The organism is Mesorhizobium sp. B2-4-18 (assembly GCF_006441385.1).
Classification (GTDB): domain Bacteria; phylum Pseudomonadota; class Alphaproteobacteria; order Rhizobiales; family Rhizobiaceae; genus Mesorhizobium; species Mesorhizobium australicum.
In genome coordinates, this window is record NZ_VFUW01000006.1 from 38,964 (window position 1) to 60,482 (window position 21,519).

33 protein-coding genes are annotated in these 21,519 nt (G+C 61.6%); 1 reads left to right on the forward strand and 32 read right to left on the reverse strand.

Annotated elements, in window-relative coordinates; translation table 11 throughout:
* Positions 1-163: 163 nt before the first annotated feature.
* From FJ527_RS15775 to FJ527_RS15790, 4 genes are all read right to left on the reverse strand, one after another.
* On the reverse strand, positions 164-994 hold the full coding sequence (locus FJ527_RS15775; RefSeq protein WP_140619545.1) for an aspartyl/asparaginyl beta-hydroxylase domain-containing protein: 831 nt from the start codon (positions 992-994) through the stop codon (positions 164-166).
* A 156-nt stretch (positions 995-1,150) separates the two neighbouring features.
* On the reverse strand, positions 1,151-1,534 hold the full coding sequence (locus tag FJ527_RS15780) for a DUF930 domain-containing protein (RefSeq protein ID WP_140619719.1): 384 nt from the start codon (positions 1,532-1,534) through the stop codon (positions 1,151-1,153).
* Between the two features lie 293 nt (positions 1,535-1,827).
* Positions 1,828-3,135, reverse strand: coding sequence for a replication-associated recombination protein A (locus FJ527_RS15785; RefSeq protein ID WP_140619543.1), 1,308 nt, complete (start codon positions 3,133-3,135; stop codon positions 1,828-1,830).
* A gap of 144 nt (positions 3,136-3,279) precedes the next feature.
* Complete coding sequence (locus FJ527_RS15790; RefSeq protein ID WP_140619541.1) at positions 3,280-4,773, reverse strand: DegQ family serine endoprotease; 1,494 nt, start codon at positions 4,771-4,773, stop codon at positions 3,280-3,282.
* Between the two features lie 137 nt (positions 4,774-4,910).
* Here FJ527_RS15790 and FJ527_RS15795 point away from each other — a divergent pair, with 137 nt between their 5' ends.
* Positions 4,911-5,522 carry a hypothetical protein gene (locus FJ527_RS15795; RefSeq protein ID WP_140619538.1) on the forward strand — a complete coding sequence of 204 codons (612 nt, stop codon included), beginning with the start codon at positions 4,911-4,913 and terminating at the stop codon, positions 5,520-5,522.
* 63 nt (positions 5,523-5,585) lie between these two features.
* Here the strand turns inward: FJ527_RS15795 and rplQ are convergent, their stop codons facing one another.
* The 28 genes from rplQ to tuf form a co-directional block, all read right to left on the reverse strand.
* Positions 5,586-6,017, reverse strand: a complete 432-nt coding sequence (rplQ, locus tag FJ527_RS15800; protein WP_015317974.1) for a 50S ribosomal protein L17 — start codon at positions 6,015-6,017, stop codon at positions 5,586-5,588.
* A gap of 104 nt (positions 6,018-6,121) precedes the next feature.
* Positions 6,122-7,132 carry a DNA-directed RNA polymerase subunit alpha gene (locus FJ527_RS15805; protein ID WP_006205443.1) on the reverse strand — a complete coding sequence of 337 codons (1,011 nt, stop codon included), beginning with the start codon at positions 7,130-7,132 and terminating at the stop codon, positions 6,122-6,124.
* Positions 7,133-7,235: 103 nt separating this feature from the next.
* Entirely contained in the window at positions 7,236-7,625 is a 390-nt protein-coding gene (gene rpsK, locus FJ527_RS15810) for a 30S ribosomal protein S11 (RefSeq protein WP_006205444.1), read from the reverse strand.
* Between the two features lie 122 nt (positions 7,626-7,747).
* Complete coding sequence (gene rpsM, locus FJ527_RS15815) at positions 7,748-8,116, reverse strand: 30S ribosomal protein S13 (protein WP_006205445.1); 369 nt, start codon at positions 8,114-8,116, stop codon at positions 7,748-7,750.
* Between the two features lie 199 nt (positions 8,117-8,315).
* Complete coding sequence (locus tag FJ527_RS15820; protein WP_140619537.1) at positions 8,316-8,912, reverse strand: adenylate kinase; 597 nt, start codon at positions 8,910-8,912, stop codon at positions 8,316-8,318.
* Positions 8,909-10,249: a preprotein translocase subunit SecY gene (gene secY / locus FJ527_RS15825; protein ID WP_015317976.1), complete on the reverse strand. Its 1,341-nt coding sequence runs from the start codon at positions 10,247-10,249 to the stop codon at positions 8,909-8,911. Before secY ends, FJ527_RS15820 begins: the two co-directional genes overlap by 4 nt.
* Before the next feature lie 193 nt (positions 10,250-10,442).
* Positions 10,443-10,916, reverse strand: a complete 474-nt coding sequence (gene rplO, locus FJ527_RS15830; protein WP_015317977.1) for a 50S ribosomal protein L15 — start codon at positions 10,914-10,916, stop codon at positions 10,443-10,445.
* Between the two features lie 22 nt (positions 10,917-10,938).
* Positions 10,939-11,136 carry a 50S ribosomal protein L30 gene (gene rpmD, locus FJ527_RS15835; protein WP_006205449.1) on the reverse strand — a complete coding sequence of 66 codons (198 nt, stop codon included), beginning with the start codon at positions 11,134-11,136 and terminating at the stop codon, positions 10,939-10,941.
* 24 nt (positions 11,137-11,160) lie between these two features.
* On the reverse strand, positions 11,161-11,724 hold the full coding sequence (gene rpsE, locus FJ527_RS15840) for a 30S ribosomal protein S5 (protein WP_006333394.1): 564 nt from the start codon (positions 11,722-11,724) through the stop codon (positions 11,161-11,163).
* A gap of 132 nt (positions 11,725-11,856) precedes the next feature.
* Positions 11,857-12,216 carry a 50S ribosomal protein L18 gene (gene rplR / locus FJ527_RS15845; protein ID WP_015317978.1) on the reverse strand — a complete coding sequence of 120 codons (360 nt, stop codon included), beginning with the start codon at positions 12,214-12,216 and terminating at the stop codon, positions 11,857-11,859.
* A 137-nt stretch (positions 12,217-12,353) separates the two neighbouring features.
* The gene (gene rplF, locus FJ527_RS15850) at positions 12,354-12,887 is read right to left on the reverse strand and encodes a 50S ribosomal protein L6 (protein ID WP_013895694.1); all 534 of its coding nucleotides are present in this window, start codon (positions 12,885-12,887) and stop codon (positions 12,354-12,356) included.
* 88 nt (positions 12,888-12,975) lie between these two features.
* Positions 12,976-13,374 (reverse strand): 30S ribosomal protein S8, encoded by a 399-nt coding sequence (gene rpsH, locus FJ527_RS15855; protein ID WP_006205453.1) that lies wholly within the window; start codon positions 13,372-13,374, stop codon positions 12,976-12,978.
* A gap of 12 nt (positions 13,375-13,386) precedes the next feature.
* Positions 13,387-13,692, reverse strand: a complete 306-nt coding sequence (gene rpsN, locus FJ527_RS15860) for a 30S ribosomal protein S14 (protein WP_013895695.1) — start codon at positions 13,690-13,692, stop codon at positions 13,387-13,389.
* A gap of 27 nt (positions 13,693-13,719) precedes the next feature.
* On the reverse strand, positions 13,720-14,298 hold the full coding sequence (gene rplE, locus FJ527_RS15865) for a 50S ribosomal protein L5 (protein WP_023773630.1): 579 nt from the start codon (positions 14,296-14,298) through the stop codon (positions 13,720-13,722).
* The gene (rplX, locus tag FJ527_RS15870) at positions 14,291-14,605 is read right to left on the reverse strand and encodes a 50S ribosomal protein L24 (RefSeq protein WP_015317981.1); all 315 of its coding nucleotides are present in this window, start codon (positions 14,603-14,605) and stop codon (positions 14,291-14,293) included. The genes rplE and rplX overlap by 8 nt, the downstream gene beginning before the upstream one ends.
* 12 nt (positions 14,606-14,617) lie before the next feature.
* On the reverse strand, positions 14,618-14,986 hold the full coding sequence (gene rplN, locus FJ527_RS15875) for a 50S ribosomal protein L14 (protein ID WP_006205457.1): 369 nt from the start codon (positions 14,984-14,986) through the stop codon (positions 14,618-14,620).
* Between the two features lie 72 nt (positions 14,987-15,058).
* Positions 15,059-15,298 (reverse strand): 30S ribosomal protein S17, encoded by a 240-nt coding sequence (gene rpsQ, locus FJ527_RS15880; protein WP_010909280.1) that lies wholly within the window; start codon positions 15,296-15,298, stop codon positions 15,059-15,061.
* 11 nt (positions 15,299-15,309) lie between these two features.
* Positions 15,310-15,510: a 50S ribosomal protein L29 gene (gene rpmC, locus FJ527_RS15885; protein WP_006205459.1), complete on the reverse strand. Its 201-nt coding sequence runs from the start codon at positions 15,508-15,510 to the stop codon at positions 15,310-15,312.
* Positions 15,511-15,523: 13 nt separating this feature from the next.
* On the reverse strand, positions 15,524-15,937 hold the full coding sequence (gene rplP, locus FJ527_RS15890; RefSeq protein ID WP_006205460.1) for a 50S ribosomal protein L16: 414 nt from the start codon (positions 15,935-15,937) through the stop codon (positions 15,524-15,526).
* Between the two features lie 27 nt (positions 15,938-15,964).
* A complete protein-coding gene (gene rpsC / locus FJ527_RS15895) occupies positions 15,965-16,690 on the reverse strand; it encodes a 30S ribosomal protein S3 (protein WP_013895697.1) in 726 nt (241 codons plus the stop codon).
* Positions 16,690-17,079 (reverse strand): 50S ribosomal protein L22, encoded by a 390-nt coding sequence (rplV, locus tag FJ527_RS15900; protein ID WP_010909277.1) that lies wholly within the window; start codon positions 17,077-17,079, stop codon positions 16,690-16,692. The genes rpsC and rplV overlap by 1 nt, the downstream gene beginning before the upstream one ends.
* A 2-nt stretch (positions 17,080-17,081) precedes the next feature.
* Positions 17,082-17,360 (reverse strand): 30S ribosomal protein S19, encoded by a 279-nt coding sequence (rpsS, locus tag FJ527_RS15905; protein WP_015317982.1) that lies wholly within the window; start codon positions 17,358-17,360, stop codon positions 17,082-17,084.
* A 16-nt stretch (positions 17,361-17,376) separates the two neighbouring features.
* Positions 17,377-18,210 (reverse strand): 50S ribosomal protein L2, encoded by an 834-nt coding sequence (gene rplB / locus FJ527_RS15910; RefSeq protein WP_015317983.1) that lies wholly within the window; start codon positions 18,208-18,210, stop codon positions 17,377-17,379.
* A 23-nt stretch (positions 18,211-18,233) separates the two neighbouring features.
* Positions 18,234-18,527, reverse strand: coding sequence for a 50S ribosomal protein L23 (locus FJ527_RS15915; protein ID WP_010909275.1), 294 nt, complete (start codon positions 18,525-18,527; stop codon positions 18,234-18,236).
* Positions 18,524-19,144: a 50S ribosomal protein L4 gene (gene rplD / locus FJ527_RS15920; protein WP_015317984.1), complete on the reverse strand. Its 621-nt coding sequence runs from the start codon at positions 19,142-19,144 to the stop codon at positions 18,524-18,526. The genes FJ527_RS15915 and rplD overlap by 4 nt, the downstream gene beginning before the upstream one ends.
* Entirely contained in the window at positions 19,144-19,866 is a 723-nt protein-coding gene (rplC, locus tag FJ527_RS15925) for a 50S ribosomal protein L3 (protein ID WP_015317985.1), read from the reverse strand. The genes rplD and rplC overlap by 1 nt, the downstream gene beginning before the upstream one ends.
* Positions 19,867-19,927: 61 nt before the next feature.
* Entirely contained in the window at positions 19,928-20,236 is a 309-nt protein-coding gene (gene rpsJ, locus FJ527_RS15930; RefSeq protein WP_010909272.1) for a 30S ribosomal protein S10, read from the reverse strand.
* Between the two features lie 69 nt (positions 20,237-20,305).
* Entirely contained in the window at positions 20,306-21,481 is a 1,176-nt protein-coding gene (tuf, locus tag FJ527_RS15935; RefSeq protein ID WP_015317986.1) for an elongation factor Tu, read from the reverse strand.
* Positions 21,482-21,519 lie beyond the last annotated feature (38 nt).

Here is a 21,519-nt window from a genome sequence, read left to right on the forward strand (position 1 = left end):
ATCCCTTGAGCGGGGTGACGCAGCTTCGGGGAATGGCAGAGATAGTCGACCGATAAAGAACCGCGCTTCCAACTCACGAAGCGCAATCACTCGTAGCGCAATCACTGCCGTGACGCATTCAGGATACTGCCGGCTCTGCCGGCAGTATCGACAGATCTTCAACTTAGGTGGTTTCGACCTTCTTTGGCTTTGTCGAGCCAATCATCTTCCAGTTCTTGTAGAACATCGAGTTGATGCGCTCGACGCTCACCGAGACGACCGCAAGCATGCCAGCGATCAGGCGGGGCACCGGGGATGGCCTGATAATATCCATGAACACGCAGTAGCGGCGGCCATCATACTCGTTGACCGAGCGATGCAGCAGCGTGTCGTCGAAAATGAACTGCGGATTGTCGTACCAGTAGTTCTTGACGTTGCCGCATTCGACGAAAATCTCCGCTTTCACCGGGATCAGATTGTAGAGGATGCGCAGGCTGAGCCGCAGCGGTCCGAAATGCCAGGAGGTCGATTCGCGCTTGCTGAAGACGGAAACGGCAATTGTCTTGATGTATTTGAAATCCTTGTTGAATTCCTCGACGTTGTCGATCCTGTGCTTGCCGTACCACTGGTAGACATACATGCCGCGCCGGCCGGCGCCGAAATTGGCGTCGATGTCGGCGATGATCTCATCCTTGCGCGCCTTGAAGATATCAAGGACCTCATTCACCTCACGCTGGTAGTCGGCGGGAAACTGCTCCAGCTTCCACACGCCCGGATTTCTGTAGCACAGGAGATCGACCAGCAGGTTGAAGGGCGACAGCAACCAGGTGAAGAGCCCGTTGCCAAGGAAGTAGCCACTGAACAGCGCCAAATCCTTCCTGTCGTTGCGCAACACGTCGATCAGACCACAGACGATGAAGATCGTCGTCAGGATGGGGATGAAATAGAAGCCAAGGGCGAGAAGCGGGATGGCAATGGCGAACTTGCGAAGGGATTTGCGAAGGGTTTTTGTCATTTTTCCACGCGCGAAGCGCGATCCTGTTGCGAATGAGGTGCCCAATCATGGCAACGGCCACCGCCCGACCGTGCGCCTTGATAAGGTTTTTTGGGTCACCGCACAACGGCCATGGTGTCTGGCCGGGCTGGTTGCCTGGTGGAGTTTGCCGGGCCGTCAATGCACTGCCGGCAAGCCAAGCTCGTCCCATTTGTCCCTGGCCACGGGATCGCCGACCAGAAATTCAAAGCCAATGACGCTTTCGCCGTCCTTGGCGAGCTGGCATTTGAACTTCAGACTGTACCAGTTTTTACGACTGCGAAAGGCCGCACCATTAGCGGCGATCGTCGTGCCGGTGATCTTCTCCTCCGCGGTCGCGTAGGGCACCACCCGCTCCGGCTGGAAATCCGCATGCCATTGGCGGATTTGGTCCATGGCCTCCAGATTGCAAAGCTGCACCATGCGCTCATCGGATGCGAAGGTCCTGAGATCGGCGCGGGCCTGCTTGCTGCGCGGATCGGCGAGCGTCTTGGCCGACAGCATCCGCGTTGGGCGGATCATGGCGGGTGTGGCAGGAAATTGAGGAGCGCTTGGAGCAAGCGCCGGTGCCTCAGGGATGGGTGCGCGGGGTGCCTCCTCGATGGGAGGTGCGGGCGGCCTTGTCGAAACCTCGAATTGCCGTGGCGTCAGGATGGCGACCGACACGCGCTCCTCCTCTGGCCGACTCGGGCGCTTCGGCGATGGTATCAACATAACGCTGGCGGCGAGCAGCCCATGCAGGAGAACCGAAGTGGAAATCCCCCAGGGCGAGGCCTCGTTTCCCACCGACAAGGCCACCGGGCTCCGCAAGCCGGCTACTCCCGTTCTTTGCGCAGCTTTGCCCAGTAGTCGAGCCGCTTCCTGATGTCGCGCTCGAAACCACGCTCGGGCGGATCGTAGAAGGTCTGGCGGCCCATCTTTTCCGGAAAATAATCCTGGCCTGAAAAGGCATCTGGCTCATCATGGTCGTAGCGGTAGCCGGCGCCGTAATCCTCTTCCTTCATCAGCTTGGTCGGCGCGTTGAGAATATGCTTCGGCGGCAGCAGCGAGCCATGTTCCTTGGCGGCCCGCGTGGCAGCCTTGAAGGCAGTGTAAACGGCATTGGATTTGGGCGCGGTGGCGAGATAGACGGTGGCCTCGGCAAAGGCGAGTTCGCCCTCCGGAGAGCCGAGATAGTCATAGGCATCCTTGGCCGCGTTGGCGACGACCAGGGCCTGCGGATCGGCCAGCCCGATGTCCTCCATCGCCATGCGAACCAGCCGGCGGCCGAGATAGAGCGGATCCTCCCCGGCATCGAACATGCGCGCGAGATAGTAGAGGGCGGCATCGGGATCCGAGCCGCGCACCGACTTGTGCAGCGCCGAGATCAGGTTGTAATGGCCGTCCTGGCCCTTGTCGTAGATCGGCGCACGGCGCTGGACGATGCGCTGAAGCCCTTCGGGATCGAATATCTCGCCCGGCTTGGCCGCGCGCCAGACCTCTTCCGCCAGGGTCAGCGATGCGCGTCCGTCGCCATCGCTCATACGAATGAGCATCGTGCGTGCTTCATCATCAAGCGGCAGCGCCCTGCCCTCCGCCTCTTCCGCCCGCGTCATCAGCTTGGCGATGCTGTCCTCACCCAGCGAATGAAAGACCATGACCCGCGCGCGCGACAACAAGGCCGCGTTGAGTTCGAAGGACGGGTTTTCGGTGGTGGCGCCCACCAGCACGACCGTCCCATCCTCCATGACGGGGAGGAATGAATCCTGCTGAGCGCGGTTGAAGCGATGAATCTCGTCGACGAAAAGCAACGTCTGGCGGCCGTTGGCACGGCGCAGCTTGGCCGCCTCGAACACTTTCTTCAGGTCGGCGACGCCGGAAAAGACCGCCGATATCTGCTCGAATGCAAGGCTGGTCTCGCCGGCAAGCAGCCTCGCCACCGTGGTCTTGCCGGTGCCTGGCGGCCCCCAGAAGATCATCGATCCCAGCGAACCGGAGCCGATCAGCCGAGTCAGCGCGCCATCGGGTCCCGTCAGATGTTCCTGGCCAACGACCTCCCCAAGATTCCTCGGACGCAGCCTGTCGGCCAGCGGCCGTCCGGGCGGCACCTTTTCCGGTTCGTCAACGCTGAACAGATCGGCCATGCACTTCCTCAGAGCAATTCCAGGAAAAGTGTGAAGCGGTTTTCCGTCCGGGATTGCGTCAAAACAAGGATATAGGGCAGGTCGGCGTTTTGGTGAAACGCCGACCTGCTCCAAGTTTGGAGCGCGATCCCTTCAGGGTCGAACTCAGTAACGCAAAACCTGGCGCAGTATCTGCCCGCCGCGCTCGACGGTAAAGCGCCACCAGCGCGTATCCTGCTGGGCTACCTGCGCCAGCACTGCGGCGGTGTCGATGGTGGTGCCGTTGACCTCGCGCACGATGTCGCCTGGCTGAAAGCCGAAATCGGCGGCCGGCGAATCGCGATTGATATCGATCACCGTCACACCCTTGAGGTCGGTACGCAAGCCAAGCTTCTGGGCAAGCCGCGGCGACAGTTCCGAGACCTTCGCGCCCGAGAACGGGCTGCGGCCATGCAGCGTCACTTCCGAGGCTTTTGCCCCCTCCGGCGCGCGCTCCAGCGCAATGTCCATCGCCGCTTGCTGGCCCTTGGTCAGGATCGCGAAATTCGCCTTGGTACCGATCGACAGCGTCGCCATGCGGTAGTCGAGCGCCTCAATGCTCTCGACCGGCTTGCCATTGATCTGCAGCACGACATCGCCCGGCTTCAGCCCTGCCTTGCCGGCGGGACCCGTCGCGTCGACCGAGGAGACCAGCGCCCCGGTCGGCTTTTCCATGCCCAGCGATTCGGCGATCTGCGGCGTCACCGCTTCGAATTCGGCGCCGATATAGGGCCGCTCGAAGAAATCGAGACCGGCCTTGGCGGCATCGGCGAAAGCCCGCACCATATTGGCGGGGATGGCGAACCCGATGCCGATCGAGCCGCCGCTGCGGCTGTAGATGGCGGTGTTGATGCCGACCAGCTGGCCGCCCATGTTGATCAGCGCGCCGCCGGAATTGCCGGGGTTGATGGCGGCGTCTGTCTGGATGAAATAACCCGAATCCGAAACGCCGATATGGCTGCGGGCAAGCGCGGAAACGATGCCGCTGGTGGTGGTCTGGCCAACACCGAACGGGTTGCCGATGGCCAGCACCAGGTCGCCGACCTCGAGCGCGTCGGAATCCCCGATGGCGATGACCGGGAACGGCTTGTCGGACTCGATCTTGAGCACGGCAAGATCGAGCGTTTCGTCCTTCAGCATCACCTTGCTGGTGAATTCGCGGCCGTCGGCGGTCGCTACCTTGACCTCGTCGGCATCCTTGATGACGTGGAAATTGGTGACGATGACACCGCTCGGATCGACGAGCACGCCCGAGCCGAGCGAAGACTGCGCACGCGGCTGGGCACGGCCGAAGAATTCCTCGAAGAACGGATCGCCTTCGAAAGGCGATGTCACCTTGGCGGTCTGCGAGGCATAGACGTTGACCACCGCGGGTGCCGTTTGCTTGACCAGCGGCGCGAATGAAAGCTGGACCTCCTCGCGGCCGAAAGGTACGCGCTTGTCCGGACCTGAAGTGGCATTCTCGCCTTCGACGCCATGCAGCAAGTCCGTCAACACATCGGAGAGGCCTGGATCGGCGGGCTTGGCGACGTCTTCGGCCTGCGCCTGCCGAACTGCCGGTGCGGCTGCGAACACAATGAAGGCGCAGAGCAGAACAAGGGACAGTCTTTTGGCGCGCATTGCGAATCCTCCAAGCGAGTTCGGGCGCATTGTCCCGACGAATGTGCAAAATGAAAGGCTAAGCCGCTGAAATCCGATTTTTTAAGCAGTAAAAGCAGCTAAAGCTGAACCTGAAGCCGAAAACCTCGTCAGCTCACATGAAAAAACAACTCCTGTCATTCCGTGACTTTTTGAAGACCGGCAGCTTGGGGCCGATCCGCCCCGACATGACAATGGCCGAGATTGTCGAGGTGCTCGGCACGCCTGAGCATGCTGACCCGGACTATTGGACGTTCGGAAAGCTCGAAATTTCCTTTGATATCGAGCCACCGCACCAGATGAACTGGTTTCAAATCGAAGAGGCCGGTTATCTCAAAGGCCAGTCGGAGACTGTCACCGATTGCTTTGCGCTTGCTCTAGATGGGCTCAGCGGAAAGACAAAGCCATCAGAGTTCCTGGGGGCCGGCCTTTGGCTTCCAGATCAGGCTAAAGTTTTCTACGCTACGTCTGGCCATGACATCGGGATGAATATCTGCGCCGGACTGATTCAGATTCATTTTCATGTGGCTACTGACTTCATCGGCGATCAGGACACCGAAGCGTATTTGGGCGCGTCCTCCACGTCGCAATCGATGAGGGAGATCGATTCTCGGGCCGTCCTCGACAGTATCTATTCTTACCCCAGCCCGAAGACTGAAGAGGTACCGGGCGCATTCAATTGGAAGCTGTTGAGTGGAAGCCAGTATCTGGCGCTTGCCAGCGGACGGTAAAACATCGGCAGACGCAAAAAGGGGCCCGCAGGCCCCTTCAATTCAATTCGGAAAGACCGAGCCTTATGCGGCCGCGGCATCCGCGTCGGTGGCTTCGGCTTCGATGCGGGCGCGGTCGCCGGCGCCCTTGGCCGAGGTGTCGCGATCGACGAACTCGATGACCGCCATCGCGGCATTGTCGCCGTGACGGAAGCCGGCCTTCATGATGCGCAGATAGCCGCCGTTGCGGGTGGCATAGCGCGGGGCGATGGTGTCGAACAGGCGCTTGACGACGCCCTCATTGCCGATCTGCGCGATCACCTGGCGGCGCGCGTGCAGGTCGCCGCGCTTGCCGAGCGTCACCAGCTTCTCGACGATCGGACGCAGGTCCTTCGCCTTCGGCAAGGTGGTGACGATCTGCTCGTGCTCGAGCAGCGACACCGCCAGGTTGGCGAACATCGACTTGCGGTGGCTTATGCTGCGGGCGAAGCGGCGGCCTTTGAAACCGTGGCGCATGGCTCTTTTCCTTCTTCAGTTGTTCAAGAGGCCACGGCCTCCGAGGGTTTTCCGCATGACCGTCGGATCGAGCGGCTCACGCCGCCAATCCTTGGAATTCATGCTCAATATTGGTCTTCGTAACGCTTGGCGAGGTCTTCGATGTTTTCCGGCGGCCAGTCCGGCACTTCCATGCCGAGGTGCAGGCCCATCGCCGCCAGCACTTCCTTGATCTCGTTCAGCGACTTGCGGCCGAAGTTCGGGGTGCGCAGCATCTCGGCTTCGGTCTTCTGGATGAGATCGCCGATATAGACGATGTTGTCGTTCTTCAGGCAGTTGGCCGAACGCACCGAAAGCTCGAGTTCGTCGACTTTCTTGAGCAGCGCCGGGTTGAAGGCGAGCTCGGTGACGGCTTCGGCGGCGACTTCCTTCTGCGGCTCGTCGAAGTTGACGAACAGGCCAAGCTGGTCCTGCAGGATGCGGGCGGCGAAAGCCACCGCGTCCTCGCCCGAGATCGAACCGTCGGTCTCGATGGTCATGGTCAGCTTGTCATAGTCGAGAACCTGGCCCTCGCGGGTGTTCTCGACCTTGTAGGAGACCTTCTTCACCGGCGAATAGAGGCTGTCGACCGGGATCAGGCCGATCGGCGCGTCCTCGGCGCGGTTGCGCTCGGCAGGCACGTAGCCCTTGCCGGTGTCGACGGTGAATTCCATGCGGATTTCCGCGCCTTCGTCCAGCGTGCAGATGACGTGGTCGGGGTTGAGGATCTCGACGTCGCCAACCGTCTGGATGTCGCCGGCAAGAACCGCACCCGGGCCCTGCTTGCGAACGACCATGCGCTTGGGGCCATCGCCTTCCATGCGGATTGCGATTTCCTTGATGTTCAGGACGATGTCGGTCACGTCCTCGCGCACGCCGGCGATGGACGAGAATTCATGCAGAACACCGTCGATCTGCACGGCGGTGACGGCCGCCCCGCGCAGCGAAGACAGAAGCACGCGGCGCAGCGCGTTGCCAAGCGTCAGGCCAAAGCCACGCTCGAGCGGCTCGGCGACCAGCGTGGTCAGCGTCTTCTTCTTCGACGAGAACTCGATCTTGTTCGGCTTGATCAGTTCCTGCCAATTTTTCTGGATCATGATGCTTTCCTTCCGTTGACCCGCCACCATCCAATCGTGGCGGGCGACCTGGAATACCGTGGAGGAACGCCCTTGGGCGCTCACGCGGCGTTCGATAAATTGCTTAGACGCGGCGCTTCTTGCGCGGGCGGCAGCCATTGTGCGGGATTGGCGTCACATCACGGATCGAGGTGATGGTGAAGCCGGCCGCCTGCAGGGCGCGCAGCGCCGATTCACGACCGGAGCCCGGTCCGCAGACCTCGACTTCGAGCATGCGCATGCCGTGTTCCTGGGCCTTCTTGGCAACGTCCTCGGCAGCCATCTGGGCGGCGAACGGGGTCGACTTGCGCGAACCCTTGAAGCCCTGGGCACCGGCCGACGACCAGGCAATCGAATTGCCCTGCGCGTCGGTGATGGTGATCATCGTGTTGTTGAAGGTCGAATTGACGTGGGCAACGCCCGACGAAATGTTCTTGCGTTCGCGACGGCGAACACGAGCGGCTTCCTTGGCCATGATAGTCCTTTCAGTTGATCTCTACACCGCCGTAATGCCAGCGGCTCCACCTGGAAAAGTGAATAGTGAATTAATGAGTAGCGATGACGTCCTCACCACCCACTACCAACCACTCACTCTTATTACTTCTTCTTGCCGGCGATCGACTTGGCCGGGCCCTTGCGGGTACGTGCATTGGTGTGCGTGCGCTGGCCGCGAACCGGTAGCGAGCGGCGGTGACGCAGGCCGCGGTAGCAGCCAAGGTCCATGAGCCGCTTGATGTTCATCGACACTTCGCGGCGCAGGTCGCCTTCGACCTGATAGTCGCGGTCGATGGTCTCGCGGATCTGCAGCACTTCCGCATCGGTCAACTGGTTGACGCGGCGCTCGGCCGGGATGCCGACCTTGTCGACGATCTCCTGGGCGAACTTCTTGCCAATGCCGTGAATGTACTGAAGCGCGATGACGACGCGCTTGTTGGTCGGAATGTTGACGCCGGCTATACGAGCCATATCTTCTCTTCTCCATGTGGGCCGGACAAGCCGGCATTATTCAGATTGCCCCGCGTCCGGTGGAGGCCGGCCCTTGCGGGAGTTTCCAGTTCAAAGCGACTGCCCTGCCCTTGCGGACAGGCAAAGCGCGCATCTGATAGGAAGACGGGCCGCCATACCGCAGCAAGTCGTCTCCGTCAAGCTTAATCTTTAAATTCCCTTACCGCGCCTTCTCGGCCGCCGCGAGAACGGCTTCAATCTCGGCGGTTACCGCGTCGATACTGGCCATGCCGTCCACAGTCTTGAGCTTGCCTTTGGCGTAATAGTAGCCGGTCAGCGGAGCGGTCTTTTTGTAGTACTCCCGCAGCCGCTCTTCGAACACGGCGGGATTGTCGTCCTTGCGCACCGGCTGGCCGGCGGCCTTTGCATCATCGGCGCGCTTGACGATTCGACCAACCAGGGCCCTGTCGTCGACAACCAGTTCGATGACGGTGTCGAGATCAATGCCACGCGCTGAAAGCATCGATTCAACCGCATCCGCCTGCACCAGCGTGCGCGGATAGCCGTCGAGGATAAAACCCTTGGCGCAGTCAGCCTGATCGATACGCTCGGCGACGATGGCGTTGACGATGGCGTCGGACACCAGCTCGCCGGCATCCATCACCGCCTTGGCACGCTTGCCGACCTCGGTACCGGCCTGAACGGCGGCGCGCAGCATATCACCCGTCGAGAGCTGGGGTATGCCGTGTTTTTCTACCAGTCTTTGTGCTTGTGTCCCCTTGCCCGCTCCTGGCGGCCCAAGCAAAATCAACCTCATCTGGCTTTCTTCCCCCCGCGCAGCTTCGACTTCTTGATCAGGCCTTCATACTGGTGCGCGATCAGGTGACCCTGAATCTGCGCAACCGTATCGAGCGTTACACTGACCACGATCAGAAGCGATGTGCCACCGAGGTAGAATGGTACGCCAGTCGCCGAGATCAGGAACTCCGGCAACAGGCACACCAGCACCAGATAGATGGCGCCGACGACGGTGATGCGGGTGAGAACGTAGTCGATGTAATCGGCGGTGCGCTCGCCCGGACGATAGCCAGGGATGAAGCCCGAATGCTTCTTGAGCTGGTCGGCGGTGTCCTTCGGGTTGAACACGATCGCTGTGTAGAAGAAGGCGAAGAACACGATCATCGCCGCATAGAATGCCATGTAGAGCGGCTGGCCGTGGCCAAGCGAGGCCAGGATCGTGCTGGCCCAGGCCGGCATGTTGGTCGTCTGCGAGAAGCCGGCGACGGTGGCCGGCAGCAGAAGCAGCGACGACGCGAAGATCGGCGGGATGACGCCCGAGGTGTTGAGCTTAAGCGGCAGATGCGAGGTATCGCCCTGGAACATGCGATTGCCGACCTGGCGCTTCGGATACTGGATCAGCAGGCGGCGCTGGGCGCGCTCGAAGAACACGATAAGCGCTATGACGACGATGGCCAGCACGATGATCGCCAGGATCAGGCCGGTCGACAGGGCGCCGGTACGGCCGAGTTCCAGTGTGCCGGAAATGGCATGCGGCAAGCCGGCGACGATGCCGGAGAAGATGATCAGCGAAATGCCGTTGCCGATGCCGCGCGCGGTGATCTGCTCGCCCAGCCACATCAGGAACATGGTGCCGCCGACCAGCGTGACGACGGTGGAGATGCGGAAGAACATGCCGGGATCGCTGACGATGCCGTTGCCGTTCTCCAGTCCCACCGAAATGCCATAGGCCTGCACCAGCGCCAGGAGCACGGTGCCGTAGCGCGTGTACTGGTTGATGACCTTGCGGCCCTGCTCGCCTTCCTTCTTCAGCGCTTCCAGCGAGGGAATGACCGAGGTCATCAGCTGCATGATGATGGAAGCGGAGATGTAGGGCATGATGCCGAGTGCAAAGATCGCCATGCGCTGCACGGCACCGCCGGCGAACATGTTGAACATGCCGAGCACGCCCTTGCTCTGCGAGGAGAAGGCCTGGGCGAAAGCGTCGGGATTGATGCCGGGAAGCGGGATGTAGGTGCCGAGACGATAGACGAGCAACGCGCCGATGGTGAACCAGATGCGTTTCTTAAGGTCCTCCGCCTTGGCGAAGGCCGAGAAATTCAGATTCGAGGCTAGTTGTTCAGCAGCCGAAGCCATGCCTGATTCTCCGCTTGGTAACGCTTGATGGCCCGTGAGGTCAGGCGGTGCGTTTCACCGAAGCTCACGAGATAAGCTCCGGGCTGTAAACATGCAAGCGGCCGCGTCGACGCGGCCGCTAAATTGAGCAGGTCAAAGCGCGATCGGAAGCAAAAACGGATACCACTCTTGCCGACCGCTCTTCAAATTGCCGTTACTCGGCGGCTGCCTTTTCCGGCAGCTTGACCGAACCGCCGGCCTTTTCGATCTTCTCGATCGCGGCCTTGGAGGCGCCGGCGACGTCGAAGGCGAGCTTGGCTTTGAGTTCGCCATCGGACAGCACGCGCACGCCATCCTTGACGCGACGGATGACGCCGGCGGCGACAAGCGCCTCGGCCGTCACGGTCGCCTTGACGTCAAGCTTCTTGGCATCGACGGCTTCCTGGATACGGGCCAGCGACACGACGGTGAAGCTCTTGGCGAAGATGTTGTTGAAGCCACGCTTCGGCAGACGCCTGTAGAGCGGCATCTGGCCACCCTCGAAGCCGTTGACTGCGACGCCGGAGCGCGCCTTCTGGCCCTTGACGCCGCGACCGGCGGTCTTGCCCGAGCCGGAGCCGATGCCGCGGCCGAGACGCTTCTTGGAGTGCGTCGCGCCGTCCTTGTCACGCAGATCATTGAGTTTCATCTGGGTTCTCCTGCGCTCTTGCTCAGCCCTCGTCCACGACGCGGACGAGATGCTGGACGGCAGCGATCATGCCGCGCACGGAAGGCGTATCTTCCAGCGTGCGCTGCTTGTGCATCTTGTTGAGGCCGAGGCCGACCAGCGTTGCGCGCTGTTCCTTCGGGCGGCGGATCGGCGAACCGATCTGCTCAACGGTGATGGTCTTGGTTGCTTTCTTGGCCATGGTCAAAATCCCTGGTCAGATCGACTATTCTTCAGCCGCAACGGCGGTGCCGCGGCGGGCCTGAAGGGTCGAATACTTGATGCCACGCGCGGCAGCCACATCCTTGGGATGCATCTGGCTCTTCAGCGCGTCGAAGGTGGCGCGAACCATGTTGTACGGGTTCGACGAACCCATCGACTTGGCAACCACGTCGTGCATGCCGAGCGTCTCGAAGACGGCGCGCATCGGGCCGCCGGCGATGATGCCAGTACCCTGCTTGGCAGCGCGCAGCAGAACGCGGCCAGCGCCCCAACGTCCCTCGACGTCATGGTGCAGCGTGCGGCCCGAGCGCAACGGCACGAAGATCATGTCGCGCTTTGCGGATTCAGTTGCCTTGCGGATAGCTTCCGGCACTTCGCGCGCCTTGCCGTGACCAAAGCCAACGCGGCCCTTCTGGTCGCCGACGACGACGAGCGCGGCAAAACCAAAGCGACGGCCGCCCTTGACGACCTTGGCGACCCGGTTGATGTGGACAAGCTTGTCCACCATGCCGTCATCGCGTTCTTCACGATCGCGGCCGCGGCCGCCATCCCTACGTTCCTGTGCCATATCCTGTTCCTTGTTCTTTTCCGGAAGCACGGGTTGCTGATTGCCGGCGCCGCTTTGGGTCGCCGACGGTGAAAATCATTTCTTCCCTTGCATGATCTTATCCGAAAAGTCTGCAACTTTTCGGGGTCATGCTTAGAAGCTGAGACCGCCTTCGCGGGCCGCTTCAGCCAGCGCCTTGACGCGGCCGTGATAGATGTAGGCGCCGCGATCGAAGACGACTTCCTTGACGCCAGCCTTAGTGGCGCGCTCGGCGATCAGCTTGCCGATCGCAGCGGCGGCAGCAGTGTCAGCGCCGGTCTTGAGCGACCCCTTGAGGTCCTTCTCGAGCGTCGAGGCGGCGGCAATGGTGTGGCCTTTGGCGTCGTCGATGACCTGAACGTAGATGTTCTTCGACGTGCGATGAACCGACAGACGCGGACGCTCGCCGGCGACTTTCTTGATCTGACGGCGCACGCGCTGCGCGCGGCGCTGGATGGATTCCTTGATAGCCATGATAGTCCCTTGCCTTCAAAAAACGGGGGCCGCCATATGCGGTAGGCGAAGCGCCTCCCGCGACCGCTCCCCGCGGCGTTAACTTCCGTGGCTTGGTCCCTGTGCGAAAAGTCTGCAACTTTTCAGGGCCAAGCCGATTACTTCTTCTTGCCTTCCTTGCGGACGATCTTCTCGCCAGCGTAGCGGACGCCCTTGCCCTTGTAGGGCTCGGGACCGCGGTATTCGCGGATCTCCGCCGCGACCTGGCCGACCTGCTGCTTATCGATGCCGGCCACGGTGATTTCGGTCGGCTTCGGCACGGTGATCGTGATGCCGGCCGGCGTCTCGTAGACGACATCATGGCTGAAGCCAAGGGCCAGTTGCAGGTTCTTGCCCTGCAAGGCGGCGCGATAGCCGACGCCGGTGATCTCGAGCTTCTTCTCGAAACCGTCCTTCACGCCCTGCAGGATGTTGACGATCTGCGTGCGCGACATGCCCCACTTGGAGCGGGCGGTCTTGGTCTGATCGCGCGGCTGGACAGCGATTTCGCTGCCTTCCATCTTGACCAGGACTTCGTCGTTCACCACGAACTTCAGCTCGCCCTTGGGGCCCTTCGCCGTCACGGTCTGGCCATTGACGGTCGCGGTCACGCCCTGCGGCAGCGAAACGGGTTTCTTTCCAATACGAGACATTAGGTTGTCCTCGTCACTTCTCTTGTTTCAGGTCTCTGTCTTCGGGAACGATCCGAAGACCGAATTCCACGTGCGGTAAGCTGCCGGATCAGAAGATCTGGCAGAGGATCTCGCCGCCGACGTTCTGTTCGCGTGCTTCATGGTCGGCCATCACGCCCTTCGGTGTCGAAAGGATGGCAATGCCGAGGCCGTTGGCAACGTGCGGAATCGACTTGGCCGAGACGTAAACGCGGCGGCCGGGCTTCGAAACGCGGGCGATTTCGCGCACGACCGGGGCACCGTCGAAATACTTCAGCTCGATTTCGATCTCGGACTTGCCGTTGTCGAAATCGGTCTGGCTGTAATCGCGGATATAGCCTTCAGCCTTCAGCACGTCGAGGACGCGGGTGCGCAGACGCGAGGCCGGCGTCGAGACACTCGACTTCTTGCGGCCATAGGCGTTGCGGATGCGGGTCAGCATATCGCCGAGAGGATCGCTCAATGACATGTTATGTCCTCCTTACCAGCTCGACTTGACCAGGCCCGGGATCTGGCCGTTATTGCCGAGGTCCCGAAGCGCGATGCGCGATACTTTGAGCTTGCGATAGTAGGCACGCGGGCGGCCGGTGACTTCGCAGCGGTTGCGGATGCGGATTTTGGCCGAGTTGCGCGGCATGGCGGCAAGCTTGAGCTGAGCGCGGAAGCGCTCTTCCATCGGCTTGGATTGATCCATGATGATCGCCTTGAGCGCAGCGCGCTTGGGACCGTACTGGTCGGCAAGCTTGCGGCGCCTGTTGTTCTTCTCGACTGAGCTGGTCTTTGCCATTTCAGATTTTTCCTTTTCTCGCTGCCGTTACTGGCGGAAGGGGAAGTTGAAAGCCTTGAGCAAAGCCCTGGCTTCGTCGTCCGTCTTCGCAGTCGTACAAACGATGACGTCCATGCCCCAGATCTGATCAACCTTGTCGTAGTTGATCTCCGGGAACACGATGTGCTCCTTGATGCCCATGGCGTAGTTGCCACGGCCATCGAAGCTCTTGGGGTTCAGTCCGCGGAAGTCGCGGACGCGCGGCAGCGCGATGTTCACGAGGCGGTCGAGGAACTCGTACATGCGTTCCTTGCGCAGCGTGACCTTGGCGCCGATCGGCATCTTCTCGCGAACCTTGAAGCCCGCGATCGAATTGCGGGCGCGGGTGACGACGGCCTTCTGGCCGGCGATCATCGCCAGGTCCTCGGCCGCGACCGAAGGCTTCTTCGAATCGGCGGTCGCTTCGCCCACACCCATGTTCAGCACGATCTTGTCGAGGCGCGGAACCTGCATCTCGTTGTCGTAGCCGAACTGCTCCTGCAGCGCCTTGCGGATGGTCTCGTTGTAGACCTGCTTGAGACGCGGCGTGTTGTTGGCAGTCGCCTGCTTGGTTTGAGCCTTAGCCATTGATGACTTCTCCCGAGCGCTTGGCGACGCGCACCTTCTTGCCGTCCTTCTGGAAGACGAAACCGACGCGGGTCGGCTTGCCATCCTTCGGGTCGGCCAGCGCGATGTTCGACAGCTGGATCGGCGCTTCCTTGGTGATGATCCCGCCCTCTTGGGACTGGGACTGCTTCTGGTGACGACGGATCATGTTGACGCCGCGCACCAGCGCGGTGTCATCCTTCGGCTGAACCGAGAGGACTTCGCCCGAACGGCCCTTGTCCTTGCCGGCCAGCACGACGACCTTGTCGCCTTTTCTAATCTTTTGCATTGGTCCGGCTCCTTACAGCACTTCAGGCGCGAGCGAGATGATCTTCATGTGGTTCTTGGCGCGAAGTTCGCGCGGAACCGGTCCGAAGATACGCGTGCCGATCGGCTCTTTCTTGTTGTCGACGAGAACGGCCGCGTTCTTGTCGAAACGGATCACGCTGCCGTCCGGGCGGCGGATGTCCTTGGCCGTGCGAACCACGACCGCCTTCATCACATCGCCCTTCTTAACGCGGCCGCGCGGAATGGCTTCCTTGATCGACACCACGATGATGTCGCCCACGGAAGCGTATTTCCGCTTCGAGCCGCCCAGCACCTTGATGCACATGACACGACGCGCGCCGGAATTATCCGCCACGTCGAGGTTTGTTTGCATCTGAATCATGACTGGCCGCCTTCTTCTTTTCTAACGGGATGGGCTCGAAGCCCCTCCCCGGTCTGTCCAAAATTCGTTTGTTTACGCCTGATCCGAGGATACGACGATCCAGCGCTTATCCTTGGAAATCGGCTTCGATTCCTGGATGAACACCTGATCGCCGACCTTGTGGGCGTTGTTCTCGTCGTGCGCCTTGTACTTCTTGGTCATGCGCACGGTCTTCTTCATCACGGGATGCGTGAAGCGCCGTTCGACCTTGACGACAACCGTCTTCTCGTTCTTGTCGCTGACGACGGTGCCCTGCAGAATGCGCTTTGGCATGGTTTTCGTCCTTAAGCCTTCTTGGCCGCGGACTTTTCCGCAGCGATGGTCTTGATACGCGCAATGTCCTTGCGGACCTGCCTCACGCGCGCGGTCTTCTCGAGCTGGCCGGTGGCCTTCTGGAAGCGCAGGTTGAACTGCTCCTTCTTCAGGCTGGCCAGGTCGTCGGTCAGCTGGTCCTGGGTCTTGGTCCGGATGTCTTCGGCTTTCATGATCAGCCCGTCCTTATTCTGCGATGCGCTGTACGAAGCGCGTCCTGACCGAGAGCTTGGCCGCGCCGAGACGCAGCGCCTCACGGGCGGTTTCTTCATTGACGCCGTCGATCTCGAACATGATGCGGCCCGGCTTGACGCGCGCCGCCCAGTAATCGACCGCGCCCTTGCCCTTGCCCATGCGGACTTCGGTCGGCTTCGAAGTGACCGGCACGTCCGGGAAAATGCGGATCCAGACGCGGCCGGCACGCTTCATTTCGCGAGTGATCGCGCGGCGGGCCGCCTCGATCTCACGCGCGGTGACGCGGTTCGGCTCAAGCGCCTTCAGCCCGAAACCACCGAAATCCAGGTTGGTGCCGCCCTTTGCGGTACCATGGATACGGCCCTTGAACTGCTTGCGGAACTTTGTGCGCTTTGGCTGCAGCATCGTTCTAACTCCAAATTCCTAAATGTCTCAGGCGTTTTCGCGACGACGACCGCGTTCGCGATCACCACCACCGCCATGCGCGGCATCACCCTCGGTCGCGCGGCGTTCCGAAGCCATCGGATCGTGCTCGAGGATCTCGCCCTTGAATACCCAGACCTTGACGCCGCAGATGCCATACGCCGTGTTCGCCTCGGCCGTGCCGTAGTCGACATCGGCGCGCAGCGTATGCAGCGGCACGCGACCTTCACGGTACCATTCCATGCGCGCGATCTCGGCGCCGCCAAGACGGCCGGCGCAGTTGATGCGGATGCCTTCGGCACCGAGGCGCATGGCCGACTGCACGGCACGCTTCATGGCGCGGCGGAACGCGATACGGCGCTCGAGCTGCTGGGCAATCGACTGGGCGACCAGGGTCGCGTCGATTTCCGGCTTGCGCACTTCAACGATGTTGAGGTGCGTCTCGGACTTCGTCATCTCCATCAGCTTCTTGCGAAGCTTCTCGATGTCGGCGCCCTTCTTGCCGATGATCAGACCCGGGCGCGCGGCATGGATGGTGACGCGGCACTTCTTGTGCGGACGCTCGATCACGACCTTCGAGATCGCGGCCTGCTTGAGTTCCTTCTCAAGATACTTGCGGATCTTGATGTCCTCATGCAGCAGCTTGCCGTACTCGCCGGTGTTCGCGAACCAGCGCGAATCCCAGGTGCGGTTGATGCCGAGGCGAAGACCGATCGGATTGACTTTCTGGCCCATTATGCGGCCTCCCCTTTTTCTTCGACTTCACGAACGACGATCGTGAGGTGCGAGAACGGCTTCTCGATACGGCTGGCGCGACCACGGCCACGAGCGTGGAACCGCTTCATGACGATCGACTTGCCGACATAGGCTTCCGCCACCACCAGCGCATCGACATCGAGGTCGTGGTTGTTTTCCGCGTTGGCGATTGCCGATTCCAGCGTCTTCTTGACCGTGCCGGAAATCCGCTTGGCCGAGAATTCGAGATCGGAAAGCGCTGTCGCGACCTTCTTGCCGCGGATCAGCGCGGCAACCAGGTTCAGCTTCTGCGGGCTGATACGGATCGTGCGCAACACGGCGCGCGCTTCGTTGTCAGCAAGCCTGCGCGGAGCTTTGGCCTTGCCCATGATTATTTCCTCTTCGCCTTCTTATCCGCGCCGTGACCGTAATAGGTCCGGGTCGGAGCGAATTCACCGAACTTGTGACCGACCATGTCCTCGTTCACCGAAACGGGAACATGCTTCTGGCCGTTGTAGACACCGAAGGTGAGGCCGACGAACTGCGGCAGGATGGTGGAGCGACGGCTCCACATCTTGATCACCTCATTGCGACCGCCTTCACGAACCTTGTCTACCTTCTTGAGAAGGTAGCCGTCGATGAAGGGGCCTTTCCAAATAGAACGAGTCACTTGGCGTTACCTCTTCTTAGCTCTTGCGCTGATGGCGCGAGCGCAGGATGAACTTGTCGGTCGCCTTGTTGGACCGCGTCTTCTTGCCCTTGGTCGGCTTGCCCCACGGGCTGACCGGATGACGGCCACCGGAGGTGCGGCCTTCACCACCGCCATGCGGGTGGTCGACCGGGTTCATGGTCACGCCGCGATTGTGCGGACGCTTGCCACGCCAAACCGTGCGGCCGGCCTTGCCGTCGTTGATGTTGCCGTGGTCCGGATTGGACACGGCACCGACGGTGGCCATGCAGGAGCCGTGAACGACACGCTGCTCGCCCGAGTTGAGGCGCAGGATCGCCATGCCCTGGTCACGGCCGACCAACTGGCCGTAACCACCTGCCGACCGGGCGACCTGGGCGCCCTTGCCCGGCTTCAGCTCGATGTTGTGGACGATGGTGCCGACCGGCATCGAGGCCAGCGGCATCGCATTGCCCGGCTTAACGTCGACCGCTTCGCCAGCCACGATCTTGTCGCCGGGAGCCAGGCGCTGCGGAGCGATGATGTAGGACAGCTCACCATCATCATACTTGATCAGTGCGATGAAGGCGGTGCGGTTCGGATCGTATTCAATGCGCTCGACCGTGCCGACAACGTCGAACTTGCGACGCTTGAAGTCGATGATGCGGTACGAACGCTTGTGGCCACCACCAATGAAGCGGGCGGTGATACGGCCGTGGTTGTTGCGGCCGCCCGACTTGGTCAGACCCTCGGTCAGGCCCTTGACGGGCTTGCCCTTGTAGAGGCCCGAGCGGTCGACGATGACCAGCTGGCGGGTGCTCGGCGTTACCGGGTTGAATTTTTTCAGTGCCATTGTTGTTGTCCTCGCGGCCTTGCTCAGAGACCCGTCGCGACGTCGATCGACTGGCCGTCGGCCAGCGTCACGATCGCCTTCTTGACGTCGCTCTGGCGGCCGATCGTGCCGCGGAAGCGCTTGATCTTGCCCTTGCGGACAAGCGTGTTCACGGCCATCACCTTGACGCCGAACAGCGCTTCGACGGCGGCCTTGATTTCGGGCTTCGACGCCTTCTTGGCGACGTTGAAGACGACCTGGTTCTGCTCGGAGGCCATGGTCGACTTTTCAGTGATCGCCGGCGAGACGATCACGTCGTAGTGACGAAGGTCGGTCATTTAAAGCGCTCCTCGAGAGCCTCGACGGCGGCCTTCGAAAGGACCAGCGTGCCGCGGCGCAGAATGTCGTAGACGTTGATGCCCTGGATGGGCAGCACGTCGATGTTGGGGATGTTGGTGGCTGCCAGCTTGAAGTTCTTGTCAAGCTCGGCGCCGCCAATCACCAGGGCGTTGGTCAGGCCCAGCGTCGCGAAATTCGCGATCAGCGCCTTGGTCTTGGCCTCGGTCAGCTTCAGCTCGTCGATGATGATGATCGACGCGCTCTTGGCCTTGGCCGAAAGGGCATGCTTGAGGCCGAGCGCACGAACCTTCTTGGGCAGTTCATGCTCATGGCTGCGAACGACCGGGCCGTGGGCCTTGCCGCCGCCGCGGAACTGCGGAGCGCGTGCGGAGTGGTGACGGGCGCGGCCCGTACCCTTCTGCTTGTACATCTTAGCACCGGTGCGCGCGATTTCGGCGCGGCCCTTGGCCTTGTGCGTGCCCTGCTGCTTCTTGGCAAGCTGCCAGCGCACGACGCGCTGCAGGATGTCCTCGCGCGGATCAAGGCCGAAAATTCCGTCGGAAAGTTCCACCTTGCCGGCGTCTTTGCCGCCGAGCGTTGTGATCTTGAGATCCATTATTCCGCTCCCTCTGTGGCCGGAGCCTCGTTCTTAGCAGCTGCCGCAACGGCGCGGATCGCGGCGGGCTTCGGCGCATTGGCCGGCAGTGCCACCTTGGCCGCGTCGCGGACCAGGATCCAGGCGCCCTTCGATCCGGGAACCGCACCGCGGATCAGGATCAGGCCGCGGTCGGCATCGGTCGAAACGACCTCGACATTCTGTGTCGTTACGCGGGTGTCGCCCATGTGACCAGCCATATGCTTGCCCTTGAACACCTTGCCCGGGTCCTGGCGCTGACCGGTCGAGCCGTGTGTACGGTGCGAGACCGAGTTACCGTGGGTCGCGCGGCCACCACCCATGTGGTGGCGCTTGATGACGCCCTGGAAACCCTTGCCGATCGTCGTGCCCGTCACATCGACCTTCTGGCCGGCGACAAAATGGTCGACGGTGATCTCGGCGCCGACGTCGATCATGTTGTCGGCAGAGACGCGGAACTCGGCGACCTTCGCCTTCGGCTCGACGGAGGCGGTCGCGAAATGGCCGCGCATCGCCTTCGACGTGTTCTTCACCTTGGCGAGGCCAACGCCGAGCTGAACGGCGGTGTAGCCATTCTTCTCCTGCGTGCGTTGTGCCACGACCTGGCAGTTCTCCATCTGGAGAACGGTGACGGGAACATGTTCCCCGGCATCATTATAGATGCGGGTCATTCCCACCTTCTTTGCAATCACACCTGAACGCATCGGTTCAATTCCTTTAGAGTTCCGGGCCAGGGGCACCGCCCCTTACCGCGCTCTCATTCCCTTAGAGCTTGATCTCGACGTCGACGCCGGCGGCCAGATCGAGCTTCATCAAAGCATCGACCGTCTGCGGGGTCGGATCGACGATGTCGAGCAGACGCTTGTGCGTGCGCATCTCGAACTGCTCGCGGCTCTTCTTGTCGACGTGGGGCGACCGGTTGACCGTGAACTTTTCGATCCGCGTCGGCAGCGGAATGGGGCCGCGGACGTTTGCCCCGGTGCGCTTGGCCGTCGACACGATTTCCTTCGTCGAGGCGTCGAGCACGCGGTGATCAAACGCCTTCAGGCGGATGCGGATATTCTGTCCGTTCATGCGTCACTTCCTTGTTCTGGCGCGGCGCGGGCAACTCCGGCGCCCGCGACAGATCGGTTTAAGTCCAAATTACTCTTTGATGGTGACGACGATGCCGGCACCGACGGTGCGGCCGCCTTCACGGATGGCGAAGCGCAGCTTCTCTTCCATGGCGATCGGCACGATCAGCTCGACATCGACCGTGATGTTGTCGCCGGGCATCACCATCTCGGTGCCTTCCGGCAGCGACACGATGCCGGTCACGTCGGTCGTGCGGAAGTAGAACTGCGGACGGTAGTTGGTGAAGAACGGCGTATGACGGCCACCTTCGTCCTTGGTCAGGATGTAGGCTTCGGCCACGAACTTCTTGTGCGGCTTCACCGTGCCCGGCTTGGCCAGAACCTGGCCGCGCTCGACACCCTCACGATCAACGCCGCGCAACAGCGCGCCGATGTTGTCGCCAGCCTGGCCCTGGTCGAGCAGCTTGCGGAACATTTCGACGCCCGTGCAGGTCGTCTTGGTCGTCGGACGGATGCCGATGATCTCCAGTTCCTCGCCGACCTTGACCACGCCGCGCTCGACGCGGCCGGTGACGACCGTGCCGCGGCCCGAGATCGAGAACACGTCCTCGATCGGCATCAGGAACGGCTTGTCCAGTGGACGAACCGGCGTCGGGATGTAGGCGTCGACCGCAGCCATCAGCTCGCGGATCGCGTCCTCGCCGATCTTCTTGTCCGAATCTTCCAGAGCGGCCAGCGCCGAACCCTTGACGATCGGAATGTCGTCGCCGGGGAATTCGTTCTTCGACAGCAGTTCGCGAACCTCGAGCTCGACCAGTTCGAGCAGCTCGGCATCGTCGACCTGGTCGACCTTGTTCAGGAACACAACGATCGACGGCACGCCGACCTGACGGGCAAGCAGGATATGCTCGCGGGTCTGCGGCATCGGGCCGTCGGCGGCCGACACGACCAGGATCGCGCCGTCCATCTGCGCGGCACCGGTGATCATGTTCTTCACATAGTCGGCGTGGCCGGGGCAGTCGACGTGGGCATAGTGGCGGTTGGCGGTCTCGTATTCGACGTGAGCCGTCGAGATCGTGATGCCGCGCGCCTTCTCTTCAGGCGCCGCGTCGATCTGGTCGTAGCGCTTGTATTCGCCAAAATACTTGGTGATCGCCGCCGTCAGCGACGTCTTGCCATGGTCGACGTGACCAATCGTGCCGATGTTCACATGAGGCTTGGTGCGCTCGAATTTACCTTTTGCCATGTGATGTCTCCAATCCTGCTCGCCCGTGCGGGCCTTGA

Coding starts and splice junctions, on each gene's coding strand:
- rplQ (WP_015317974.1), bottom strand. CDS start 6,017: ATGCGCCACGGTTTCAAAGGCCGCCGCTTCGCCCGCAGCATAAGCCAC.
- rpsC (WP_013895697.1), bottom strand. CDS start 16,690: ATGGGCCAGAAAGTCAATCCGATCGGTCTTCGCCTCGGCATCAACCGC.
- rplC (WP_015317985.1), bottom strand. CDS start 19,866: ATGCGTTCAGGTGTGATTGCAAAGAAGGTGGGAATGACCCGCATCTAT.
- FJ527_RS15820 (WP_140619537.1), bottom strand. CDS start 8,912: ATGAGGTTGATTTTGCTTGGGCCGCCAGGAGCGGGCAAGGGGACACAA.
- rpmD (WP_006205449.1), bottom strand. CDS start 11,136: ATGGCCAAGAAAGCAACCAAGACCATCACCGTTGAGCAGATCGGTTCG.
- FJ527_RS15780 (WP_140619719.1), bottom strand. CDS start 1,534: ATGATCCGCCCAACGCGGATGCTGTCGGCCAAGACGCTCGCCGATCCG.
- rpsM (WP_006205445.1), bottom strand. CDS start 8,116: ATGGCTCGTATAGCCGGCGTCAACATTCCGACCAACAAGCGCGTCGTC.
- rplR (WP_015317978.1), bottom strand. CDS start 12,216: ATGGCTATCAAGGAATCCATCCAGCGCCGCGCGCAGCGCGTGCGCCGT.
- tuf (WP_015317986.1), bottom strand. CDS start 21,481: ATGGCAAAAGGTAAATTCGAGCGCACCAAGCCTCATGTGAACATCGGC.
- secY (WP_015317976.1), bottom strand. CDS start 10,249: ATGGCTTCGGCTGCTGAACAACTAGCCTCGAATCTGAATTTCTCGGCC.
- rpsJ (WP_010909272.1), bottom strand. CDS start 20,236: ATGAACGGACAGAATATCCGCATCCGCCTGAAGGCGTTTGATCACCGC.
- FJ527_RS15795 (WP_140619538.1), top strand. CDS start 4,911: ATGAAAAAACAACTCCTGTCATTCCGTGACTTTTTGAAGACCGGCAGC.
- FJ527_RS15775 (WP_140619545.1), bottom strand. CDS start 994: ATGACAAAAACCCTTCGCAAATCCCTTCGCAAGTTCGCCATTGCCATC.
- rpsE (WP_006333394.1), bottom strand. CDS start 11,724: ATGGCACAGGAACGTAGGGATGGCGGCCGCGGCCGCGATCGTGAAGAA.
- rpmC (WP_006205459.1), bottom strand. CDS start 15,510: ATGAAAGCCGAAGACATCCGGACCAAGACCCAGGACCAGCTGACCGAC.
- rplX (WP_015317981.1), bottom strand. CDS start 14,605: ATGCAAAAGATTAGAAAAGGCGACAAGGTCGTCGTGCTGGCCGGCAAG.
- FJ527_RS15785 (WP_140619543.1), bottom strand. CDS start 3,135: ATGGCCGATCTGTTCAGCGTTGACGAACCGGAAAAGGTGCCGCCCGGA.
- rplF (WP_013895694.1), bottom strand. CDS start 12,887: ATGTCTCGTATTGGAAAGAAACCCGTTTCGCTGCCGCAGGGCGTGACC.
- FJ527_RS15790 (WP_140619541.1), bottom strand. CDS start 4,773: ATGCGCGCCAAAAGACTGTCCCTTGTTCTGCTCTGCGCCTTCATTGTG.
- rplN (WP_006205457.1), bottom strand. CDS start 14,986: ATGATTCAGATGCAAACAAACCTCGACGTGGCGGATAATTCCGGCGCG.
- rplP (WP_006205460.1), bottom strand. CDS start 15,937: ATGCTGCAGCCAAAGCGCACAAAGTTCCGCAAGCAGTTCAAGGGCCGT.
- rplD (WP_015317984.1), bottom strand. CDS start 19,144: ATGGATCTCAAGATCACAACGCTCGGCGGCAAAGACGCCGGCAAGGTG.
- rplV (WP_010909277.1), bottom strand. CDS start 17,079: ATGGGCAAGGCCAAAGCTCCGCGCAGGCTTGCTGACAACGAAGCGCGC.
- rplE (WP_023773630.1), bottom strand. CDS start 14,298: ATGGCTAAGGCTCAAACCAAGCAGGCGACTGCCAACAACACGCCGCGT.
- rpsN (WP_013895695.1), bottom strand. CDS start 13,692: ATGGCAAAGACCAGCTCAGTCGAGAAGAACAACAGGCGCCGCAAGCTT.
- rplO (WP_015317977.1), bottom strand. CDS start 10,916: ATGAAACTCAATGATCTGCGTGACAAGGACGGCGCGACGCACTCCAAG.
- rpsH (WP_006205453.1), bottom strand. CDS start 13,374: ATGTCATTGAGCGATCCTCTCGGCGATATGCTGACCCGCATCCGCAAC.
- rplB (WP_015317983.1), bottom strand. CDS start 18,210: ATGGCACTGAAAAAATTCAACCCGGTAACGCCGAGCACCCGCCAGCTG.
- FJ527_RS15915 (WP_010909275.1), bottom strand. CDS start 18,527: ATGACCGACCTTCGTCACTACGACGTGATCGTCTCGCCGGCGATCACT.
- FJ527_RS15805 (WP_006205443.1), bottom strand. CDS start 7,132: ATGATCCAGAAAAATTGGCAGGAACTGATCAAGCCGAACAAGATCGAG.
- rpsQ (WP_010909280.1), bottom strand. CDS start 15,298: ATGCCAAAGCGCATTCTGCAGGGCACCGTCGTCAGCGACAAGAACGAG.
- rpsK (WP_006205444.1), bottom strand. CDS start 7,625: ATGGCCAAGGAAGCCGCTCGTGTTCGCCGTCGCGAACGCAAGAACATT.